At 32.1% G+C, this 9,617-nt stretch carries 10 protein-coding genes; 6 read left to right on the top strand and 4 right to left on the bottom strand.

Features of this window, described 5'->3' with window-relative positions:
• From J7K39_03405 to J7K39_03395, 3 genes are all read left to right on the top strand, one after another.
• Positions 1 to 1,037, top strand: a 1,037-nt coding sequence (locus J7K39_03405; protein MCD6178931.1) for an LptF/LptG family permease, incomplete at its 5' end; no start/stop codon positions are given.
• Positions 1,038 to 1,087: 50 nt separating this feature from the next.
• Complete coding sequence (gene ade / locus J7K39_03400) at positions 1,088 to 2,713, top strand: adenine deaminase (protein MCD6178930.1); 1,626 nt, start codon at positions 1,088 to 1,090, stop codon at positions 2,711 to 2,713.
• A 99-nt stretch (positions 2,714 to 2,812) separates the two neighbouring features.
• A complete protein-coding gene (locus J7K39_03395) occupies positions 2,813 to 3,112 on the top strand; it encodes a helix-turn-helix transcriptional regulator (protein ID MCD6178929.1) in 300 nt (99 codons plus the stop codon).
• Between the two features lie 69 nt (positions 3,113 to 3,181).
• Here J7K39_03395 and J7K39_03390 read toward each other — a convergent pair whose 3' ends face one another.
• Positions 3,182 to 5,011, bottom strand: coding sequence for an Ig-like domain-containing protein (locus tag J7K39_03390; GenBank protein MCD6178928.1), 1,830 nt, complete (start codon positions 5,009 to 5,011; stop codon positions 3,182 to 3,184).
• Between the two features lie 50 nt (positions 5,012 to 5,061).
• Positions 5,062 to 5,688, bottom strand: a complete 627-nt coding sequence (locus J7K39_03385) for a polysaccharide deacetylase family protein (GenBank protein ID MCD6178927.1) — start codon at positions 5,686 to 5,688, stop codon at positions 5,062 to 5,064.
• A gap of 106 nt (positions 5,689 to 5,794) precedes the next feature.
• Between J7K39_03385 and J7K39_03380 the strand changes: the two genes are divergently transcribed.
• A complete protein-coding gene (locus tag J7K39_03380; protein MCD6178926.1) occupies positions 5,795 to 6,511 on the top strand; it encodes a serine/threonine protein phosphatase in 717 nt (238 codons plus the stop codon).
• A gap of 1 nt (position 6,512) precedes the next feature.
• Here the strand turns inward: J7K39_03380 and J7K39_03375 are convergent, their stop codons facing one another.
• Both J7K39_03375 and J7K39_03370 read right to left on the bottom strand, forming a co-directional pair.
• Entirely contained in the window at positions 6,513 to 7,109 is a 597-nt protein-coding gene (locus tag J7K39_03375; protein MCD6178925.1) for an outer membrane beta-barrel protein, read from the bottom strand.
• A gap of 30 nt (positions 7,110 to 7,139) precedes the next feature.
• The gene (locus J7K39_03370) at positions 7,140 to 8,024 is read right to left on the bottom strand and encodes a transglutaminase family protein (protein MCD6178924.1); all 885 of its coding nucleotides are present in this window, start codon (positions 8,022 to 8,024) and stop codon (positions 7,140 to 7,142) included.
• A 132-nt stretch (positions 8,025 to 8,156) separates the two neighbouring features.
• On the opposite strand from J7K39_03370, the gene J7K39_03365 reads away from it, so the two are divergent.
• Together J7K39_03365 and J7K39_03360 are read left to right on the top strand one after the other, a co-directional pair.
• Positions 8,157 to 8,954 carry a glucosaminidase domain-containing protein gene (locus J7K39_03365; protein ID MCD6178923.1) on the top strand — a complete coding sequence of 266 codons (798 nt, stop codon included), beginning with the start codon at positions 8,157 to 8,159 and terminating at the stop codon, positions 8,952 to 8,954.
• A gap of 65 nt (positions 8,955 to 9,019) precedes the next feature.
• The coding region (locus J7K39_03360) for a TetR/AcrR family transcriptional regulator (GenBank protein MCD6178922.1) at positions 9,020 to 9,617 on the top strand (598 nt) is incomplete at its 3' end.

The following is a 9,617-nucleotide window of genomic DNA, read 5'->3' as shown; positions in this document are numbered from 1 at the left end:
CTTTTTTTTATTCTATTGCCTTATTAACAATAATAATAATCATTTTTGATGTATCGGAAAAAATTGAAGATTTTATTGAAAAAGAAGCTCCGTTAAACGAGATTATTTTTTCTTATTATATCAATTTCCTACCCTATTTTGTAAATCTTTTTAGCTATCTATTTGTTTTTATAACTGTTATCTTCTTTACTTCTAAACTAGCTGCAAATACAGAAATAATTGCAATGCTGAGTTCTGGTATTAGTTTTAAACGACTGCTTCGCCCTTATATTATTTCGGCCGGAATATTAGGTGTTCTTTCGTTTTCTTTAGCAAACTTTGTTATTCCTCATACAAATATTGAGATGCGTGTTTTTAAACAAAAATACCTTAGTAATCTCCAAAAAGATATGGGAGAAAACATTCATTTTCAGATAAGTAAAGGTACTTTCGTATATGTAGAACGATTTAAGGTGAAAACAGGAACTGCACGAAAATTTTCTCTGGAAAAAGTTGATAGCCTCGGACAATTGATTTATAAATTGAATACAGATAAAGCCGTTTTCGATACAATAAGCAATAAGTGGACGCTTATCAATTATTACGAACGTTATATTGATGGTCTTAACGAAAAGTTAATTATAGGCGAGACAAAAGATACAACATTAGCACTAAATCCAAAAGACCTTATTGTAATTAAAGAGGATTATGAAGAAATGGATTTCTTTCAGATTCGTAATTTTATTGCTAAACAAAAACTAAAAGGATCTCCTAATGTAATGACCTACGAAATCGAAATGCATAAACGCATAGCATTTCCTTTTGCCACTATTATACTAACAATAATAGGCGTTAGCTTATCAAGCAGAAAAGTACGTGGAGGTATAGGTATGCACTTAGGACTTGGTATTGCACTTACTTTTATCTATATTTTGTTTATGCAATTCACAACGGTATTTGCTATTTCCGGCAATCTTAGCCCATTAGTTGCTGCTTGGATTCCAAATCTGATTTATATTATCATCGCACTCTACCTCCTTAAAAAAGCACCTAAATAGACACTCATTTTCTTAAAAAAGCGTAAATTGCCAATTAAAATTACGCTATCATGAACATATTAAAAGGTCATATTGTCGATATAATCGCGGGAAAAATATTTAAAGGTGAACTCCATATAGAAGGAGCCAAAATAAAGACCATAATTCCCAATCCCGAAATTACTGAAAGTCAATATATTTTACCCGGACTTATAGATTCTCATATCCATGTTGAAAGTTCTATGCTTATTCCTTCGGAATTTGCACGCTTAGCATCTATCCATGGTACTGTTGCTACCGTTTCCGATCCTCACGAAATTGCTAATGTTTTAGGAATAGAGGGAGTGAAATTTATGATTGAAAACGGAAACAAAGTTCCATTTAAGTTTTACTTTGGAGCTCCTTCCTGCGTTCCTGCCACCCCTTTTGAAAGCTCAGGAGCATCTCTTGGACCTGAGGAAGTAGATGAACTTTTACAAATGGATGAGGTAAAATATTTGGCAGAAATGATGAATTTCCCCGGGGTTTTAAATGACGATAAAGAAGTTTTCGCTAAACTTTCAAGCGCAAAAAAATACAACAAACCTGTTGACGGTCATGCTCCGGGATTAAAAGGAAATGATGCTGAAAAATATGCACAAGCCGGCATTTCAACCGATCATGAATGCTTTACAACAGAAGAAGCATTAGATAAAATGAAAAGCGGTATGTTTGTTCAGATTAGGGAAGGAAGTGCTGCCAGAAATTTTGAATCGCTGATTGAGCTAATGGGCGAATATAGCGATAAAATAATGCTTTGTTCAGACGATAAACATCCTAACGATCTGGAAAAAGGGCATATTAATCAACTGATAAAAAGATCACTAACCAAAGGCTATGATTTAATAAGCATATTAAAAAGCTGCACACTAAACCCAATAAAACATTATAAACTTGATGTGGGAATGTTACAAATCGGCGATGATGCAGACCTTATTGTGATTGACAATCCTGAAAATTTCAATGTCTTAAAAACCTATGTACGCGGACAATTAATTGCCGAAAATGGTAAAACATTAATTGAATCTATAAAAGAGTCTACTCCAAATCTTTTTGTAGCAAAACCCTTAGCACTTTCCGATTTACAAGTAAAACCACAAACAGGAAAACTAAAAGTTATTGAAGCTGTAGACGGACAATTAATTACACATTTAGTACACGATAAAGCTTTGATAGATAAAAATAATGTTATAAGCAATATTGAAAATGACGTATTAAAAATTGTTGTTTTAAATCGCTATGAGCCTTCAAAACCCGCTATTGGTTTTATTCGAGGATTTGGATTCAAAGAAGGAGCTATTGCGTCCAGCGTGGCTCACGACAGCCACAATATTATTGCCGTTGGAACAAGCGACCAAGAATTACTTGCTGCTATTAACCTAATTATCAGAGAAACAGGTGGCGTTTCTTGGGTGAAAGATAAAGAACAAATGATACTCTCCTTACCCGTTGCAGGAATAATGTCGAATGCCGATGGCTTTAAAATAGCAAGACAATATGCAGATATAGACAAAAAAGCAAAAGGATTAGGAGGAAATTTAGGGGCGCCTTTTATGACACTTTCGTTTATGGCTTTACTTGTTATTCCAGAAATTAAATTAAGTGACAAAGGCTTGTTCGATGGAAATAAGTTTTCATTCACCGAATTATTCAATTAGCAACTTAGAACTATTCTAAATTAGAAATAATTTATATATTTATTTCTTTTACATAATTAAATATTTAATTTTGTCTTACATTATTAAAATAAAAATATTATGGGAAATTTATCGCTTGACATTGAAAAGCTCGAATTTGCTGCCGGCAAATTGAGAGCCATCGCTCACCCTATGCGTATAGCAATTATTGATATGTTAGATCAAAATAAGCGTATGAGTGTAACAGAAATATATCATGCGTTAAATATAGAGCAAGCTGCTGCTTCTCACCATTTAAACATATTAAAAAACAACAAAGTGCTTATCTCTAAACGTGAGGGAAAAAAGATTTTTTACTCTTTAAAAAGCACTACTCTAACAGAAATTATTCAATGTATTAATCGTTGTAATGAAGATTAATCGTTGAAGGATAACAAGGATGGAGAGGGCTTTTAACAAAGCCCTCTTTTTTTATGATAAAAATTCCTATTATTTCTTTTTAATTTTAACACTTGGATTTACCTGAAAAGCATCGTCAACAGTCCAAGTTTCTTCAACCTTCCATCCTGCTTTTAACTCAATAGGTGTTGGGAAATAAAAAACTTTTTCCGGGAGTTGTTTTTTTGTATAATCTCCGCTAGTCCACCTACCATTATTATCACAATCTTCAAGAACCTTAACTCTGTATTTATTGGCAGATAATTTAGAGAAAGTTAAATCGCCGCTCTTTTTTATAGAAGAGAAATCTACAATCTGTTCTTTATCTTCTTCCCCTTTAAAAAGCTGAACGATCCAAGATGAGCTTGACTCTTCGGGCAAAATGATATGTAGTATTAGCTCTGCATATTGACTTTCTTCAGTAGTATTAAAGTTTTCTACTATACTATCATTTTTAAGTCCATAAATGTCTGTTAACGCTTGATCAGGAATTTCAAATCGATAATCAGCTCCTTCTTTCCAAGAATAATCAATCACAAGTTTACGCTTTACTTTATCTGTAAAATATATTTCAAAAGGAACAGGAATAGAGTCTTCCAATAAAGTGCAATTTTCAAAATTTGCTAGTTTAATAGGAGATTCAAAAATTATTTTTCCTTTAGCAAAAAACGGGAAATCTTTTTTAAAATTGCTTGTATAACCAATGGTTTCTACTTTTAATTTTTGGCTTTTGTCTTCTTTTCTCCCTCTTCTTGTTTTAGGTATTTCTTTTTCATTACCATCGTTAAACACTATTTCCAAAGTATCGACTTTAAGTGTATCAGCCACCATACTAAAACGTAATGTGTCGGAAAAAGGTTTTAAAAACCATAAATCTAAACTGTCTCTATTAGCAGAATACTCTGCTAAAAAAACTTCTTTATCGGTATCCTGATTTAAAATTTCAAAAGCAACATCTTCCTTGAGTGGATATTTAAACTCAAAATGCATTCGCTTATTATCTAAAAACTCATCTGCTATTATTTTTTGCACAGAATCCTGAGGTTCGTAAAGCAATAATGTATGTGTTTCTTTTGTAATCTGAATGGCATAATTTGCCCAAAGACTATCCATCAATTTTACGTTGGAAGTATCAACAGGAATAGTATCCGGAATATAATCAAACACTTCTTCAGGTTTTATCAAATCCAGAGCAAATGCAATAGCCTCATTTGGCATATCGTTAAAATAGTTTGCATTAGCATCTTTTACTGCAAATATCAGATAGTGATCATTTTTAATATTATTAATTTCAAAAGTCCCCTCTTCATTGGTTTTTGCTACATAATAAGGACGAACTTTTTGTGGCATACTATCAAAAACTATAGTATCATTATTATCCAAATATAAACACACAAACACATCTGTTGCAGGCAATAAATACTCTGCACTTAATACTTTACCTCTAATACTTAAACTATCAATATCGGCTCCGGTAGAAAAAACATATTGGAAGTTTGATAATGGATTTTTTTCATGTAAATCTACAATAGCATCACCAAAATAAATGGTATAAGTTGTATTTTCAGCAAGCGACTCTTCTTTATCAAAATCTATTCTCACTCCTTTTCCTTTAGTTTTAACGTCTAACTTCTCTTTCATCGGAGGTGAAATCAACAGTTGTTGATTCAAATCCTCTAAAACAACAAATTCATCAAAAGCTAAATCTATTCTGTCTGTATTAAAATTACGGGATCTATTTACGGGATCACTACCTAAAAATTCCGGCGGAGTTTCATCTTTAGGTCCACCCGTTGGGGCAACAGGATTAGCACAAGAAACCACTATCAAAAATGAAACAAAAACGGAAACTGTTAAATTAAAGATTTGCTTAGCTTGCATAGACTTCTTTTTAGTTATGACAAAGGTATTTAGTTTTTTTATAAATCTACTTATTTATCGGGTAAGGCACTAACTTTTATCCCTAATTTATTAAAATACGCTAATGTTTTGGGTAAAGCACTAAGAACGTTATTTTTTGCTTTTACATTATCGTGAAAAACAATAATATCTCCAGGTTCTGTTTTTTCACAGGTATTATTAAAACATTGCTCAACATTTACATCAGCATCAAAATCGCCACTCAAAACCGTCCACATAACTATTTTATAAGATTTTTTTAAATGCTTAATAAGTTTTGGCGTTATTTTACCGTAAGGAGGACGAAATAACTTTGATGGTATCAATTTAGCCGCTTTATCTACATTTTCAATATAAGTATTTCCATCTGTTTCCCAAGCGTTTAAATGATTAAACGAATGGTTTCCGACATTATGCCCCTCAGAAAGAATCTGCTCAAATAACTCAGGATAAGACTGTACATTTTCGCCTACACAGAAAAAAGTAGCTTTTATTTGATGTTGTTTTAGAATTTCTAAGATACGTGGAGTTACTTCAGGAGTGGGTCCATCGTCGAAAGTTAGAAAAATTTCATTTTTTACATTGGGAATCTTCCAAAGCAAAGACTTTTTATACCACTGTCGTAAAATAAAAGGATTCCGTATAAAATAAAACATCATCGCAAAACTAAGAAATTATTGAGCGCTTAAACCTAGCAAAAATATAAATTAGCAAAATCGAAACCAGAAAATTTACTAATTTAGCTTTTTCTATACACTGCTTAAAATGACACAAAAACGCTGGGTTATTCCCGATATTCACGGTTATTCGCAAACACTTCAAGCTTTGCTTGACCAGATACGTCCAAACAAAACAGATCATTTAATTTTTTTAGGTGATTATATCGATCGCGGCCCCAATTCCAAAGGTGTTATTGATATTATTATGGAGTTACAGGATAAAGGTTATAGAATAACTGCTTTAATAGGGAATCACGAAGAATTTCTCCTGAAAAGCCTTCATCTTGCTCAAAACAAAAAAGGATTTTTTGCCGCTTTCAAACCAAATAAAATAAAAAAAGAATGGATGGAATTCGGCGGCAAAGACACTCTTAAAAGTTTCGGAACCAAGCGCATGGAAAATATTCCACAAAAATATATCGATTGGATGAAAAAATTGGAGTATTACCTCGAATTTAAAGATTATGTTATTGTTCATGCCGGTTTAAACTTTAGAAAAGAAGATGTTTTTAGCGATAAACAAACTATGTTATGGGCTAAAGAATTTAAGGTTATTCCATCAAAAATTGCTTATCGCCAGCTTATTCACGGACATACACCGGTAGATTTGGAATATATCCATCATTGTATTAATACAGAAAAACAAGATTTTATTGATTTGGATAATGGCGTGTATATGACAAAAAAAGCAGGCTTTGGAAATTTGCTCGCTTTTGAATTAAACAGTCGTTTACTAATTACCCAGTATAACGTAGAGGAATAATCTATTTTCTGTAGGTAATCCTAACTCCAAGCGTTGGAGCTACATAATGCCTATTATTACTAATTGATTTAAACGACAAAACTGACAAAACCTTAATTCCCGACTCTAATTCCAAACGTATTGCTTTATACATTGGAATATTAAAACCCATACCCATAAAAACACCCCATCCTCCTTGATTATTTAAAGATGTAGAGAGCGATTCCTCGCTTTGTAAAGCTAATATGGTACCCCCTTTAAAAAAGAACCAAGGTTTCAAATCCATACGAAAATACATTGGAATTTCCATCCACCAAATTTCGGCACTATATGACTGAACAGGCAATGCTGTTGGTGCCGGTGTAATTTCACTTTCAACTTTTTGATAAAGCAATCCTGTTTCAAACCAAAAATTATTCTTAAAATTATAACTATAGCTTATTCCAAAAGAAGATGCGCAATCGCTGTTAATACCGGCAGACCCATCCATTTGATTAAAGAAAATAAACTCACCAAAATTAAATTTAGATTCCAATCCAAACTTACTTTTCGTATTATTTTCCTGAGCTGATAAGGTAAGCGAAATCAAGAACAATACAACAAGAGCTGCTCTTTGCATAAAATTCATCTTAAGATTAAAAATACTTTATTAATCAATAGCCTTAGAAAGTCGTTTATAAGTTTCGGCGGTTTCTTCCTCTCCGACAGCAGAAAAGCTCTCAACAAGTTCTGTTAGCAAGCGTTTAACCACACTAACATTATCGCACACCTGATAATATTCTTTACGAGGCTTTTCGCTGATTTGCTTTAAAAAAGCATCGATATCTTTTTTAGTAAAAATAATTCCTTCATTAAATGGATTGATATAAAATAATACCCTATGATTTGCAGAGAGTACACTTTCGTCGTTCACATAAGCCAGGACAAAATTTTGCGGTAAATCGACACCATATATCGGCATATTCAAGCGGCGTGCAATTTCGAGATACAATATGCTAATGCTAACAGAATTTCCCTTCTTACTTTCCAAAACATCTTTTATCAGAGAATTTTGAGGAGAACTTAGGTTACCTTTATTTCCATAAAATTTATAAGTACCAAAGAAAATATGGTTAAATATTTGCACTTTTTCGAGAGGAGTAAGTTCTTCGTTCATTTCCAACCAAACATCCCGTGTAATTCTGTCCATCATTTTCCTTAGAACCAACACATCCATTTTAGGATATTGCATAGCCGAAATGCTTAAAACGGCTTCAAATAAATTAGCCTGATCATTATGCTTCCAATCAACAAGTTCAGTATAAATAGAGTTAAACTGTATCTTCTTTATTATTCTGTCAATACGATTACTGATTTCTTTATCCGACTTATAGCTAGTATTGTCTTCAAGTACAGCAATAGCATCATTACCAAAATTCAATATTCGCTCTTCAATCTGACTGAAAACAGTAATATCGGGGTCGTCTAACAACTGAACTAGAGCCTTAAGTTCAGTCGTATTAGTATTTGTTAGATTCATTGCTGTGTCTTGCATCGATTACAAATTTAGAATTGAATATGTAAGTCCCATTAAAAAAAAACAAAACTTATTAAACGAGAATTGTTAATTTTACCAAATAGAAAAAAGCTTATTATTCGTATTTTTTAGCCACTGATCTAATCTCTTATGCTCAAAATAATAACCAAGCCTTCGCTCCTACTCTGCTTACTTACTTTTATATTTTTTATTTTTCCAAAAAAATCATATAACCCTAATAAAGAAGAGCATACAGGCAATTATAATGAAAATCTTTTTTTAGGAAAGACTTCTATACCTGATACTCATAAAGATTTTATCTTAAAACTAATTCCTCTTATTCAACACTCTAACCAAGAAGTTTTACTTGAGAGAAAGCGTTTACTATTAATTAAATCTATGGTTGAAAAAGAAAAAAAAATAAAACTACCCGAGCAACGATGGCTTAAAACGCTTGAAAAAAAATATATTGGAAAAGTTAACGAAACACTTTTTGAAGAAAATAATGAAAGCATTATTATATACCTGAATGAATTGCTTAGCAGGGTAGATATAATCCCTATTCGATTTGCTTTGGCACAAGCAGCTATTGAATCAGGTTGGGGAAAATCACGTTTTTGCAAAGAGGGAAATGCGTATTTTGGTATTCACTGTTATAAAGCAGGCTGTGGTATTAAAGCAAATGCCGATGAAGAAGGCGGATTTGAAGTAAAATCATATAATAACGTACAAGAATCTGTAACAGATTATATATTATTTCTCAACTCTAAAAGAGGAATGCAAAGATTTCGTAACGAAAGAGTAAATTATTTCTATACAGACACAGAACCCAGTTTGTCAAAGTTGGCAAGCAGTATTAAAGGCTATAGTGCTATCGGACAATCTTATCAATTTATGATAGAATCTATTTTACGAAAATATATTCCTGAAGATATTGCGAATAATTAAGATGCTCAAAACTAAATGTTAAAAAAAACTAATTCTCCAAGCCTCATTAAAAAATAATTCTATATTTGCACTTCAAAACAGATTTAGTCAGTTTGATTAAGATAGAGATTATGGCTATAGATGATACAAGAAATAAAATTTTAAGTGTAGCTAATAAATTGTTTAGTCAATTTGGATTCCATAAAACATCTATGGATGAGATTGCCAAAATAGCGCGTAAAGCCAAGGGATCGCTTTATTATCATTTTGCTGGAAAAGAGGAATTATTTAAAGAGGTTGTTTCAAATGAAATAGTGAACTTAAAAATTCAATTATCTATTATTGTAAAGGACAAGAACCTAAGCGCCACTGGAAAAATAAAAGCGTATCTTATAAAAAGAATGGAGATCTTAAACAGAGCCGCCAACTATCACGAAACAATAAAAGCCGACTTTTTTGAACATTTCGACTTTATCGATGATTTAAGAAATGAATTAGATGAATGGGAAAAAGAGAATATCAAAAAAATTATCACACAAGGAATTAAATCTGGAGAGTTTGCATTAAGCGATAATATGGACGTTTTATTAGATGTATTTATTATGGTAGTAAAAGGCCTTGAAATCCCTTTTTTCTTGCAAAATAAATATCAGAAATATGCTCCTCACTTCGAAGGTTTAATTG

It is taken from the genome of Bacteroidales bacterium (assembly GCA_021157585.1).
Lineage (GTDB): Bacteria > Bacteroidota > Bacteroidia > Bacteroidales > UBA12170 > UBA12170.
This window is presented reverse-complemented; position numbering and strand designations above follow the sequence as displayed.

Coding starts and splice junctions, on each gene's coding strand:
- J7K39_03365 (MCD6178923.1), top strand. CDS start 8,157: ATGCTCAAAATAATAACCAAGCCTTCGCTCCTACTCTGCTTACTTACT.
- J7K39_03380 (MCD6178926.1), top strand. CDS start 5,795: ATGACACAAAAACGCTGGGTTATTCCCGATATTCACGGTTATTCGCAA.
- J7K39_03390 (MCD6178928.1), bottom strand. CDS start 5,011: ATGCAAGCTAAGCAAATCTTTAATTTAACAGTTTCCGTTTTTGTTTCA.
- J7K39_03395 (MCD6178929.1), top strand. CDS start 2,813: ATGGGAAATTTATCGCTTGACATTGAAAAGCTCGAATTTGCTGCCGGC.
- J7K39_03385 (MCD6178927.1), bottom strand. CDS start 5,688: ATGATGTTTTATTTTATACGGAATCCTTTTATTTTACGACAGTGGTAT.
- ade (MCD6178930.1), top strand. CDS start 1,088: ATGAACATATTAAAAGGTCATATTGTCGATATAATCGCGGGAAAAATA.
- J7K39_03375 (MCD6178925.1), bottom strand. CDS start 7,109: ATGCAAAGAGCAGCTCTTGTTGTATTGTTCTTGATTTCGCTTACCTTA.
- J7K39_03370 (MCD6178924.1), bottom strand. CDS start 8,024: ATGCAAGACACAGCAATGAATCTAACAAATACTAATACGACTGAACTT.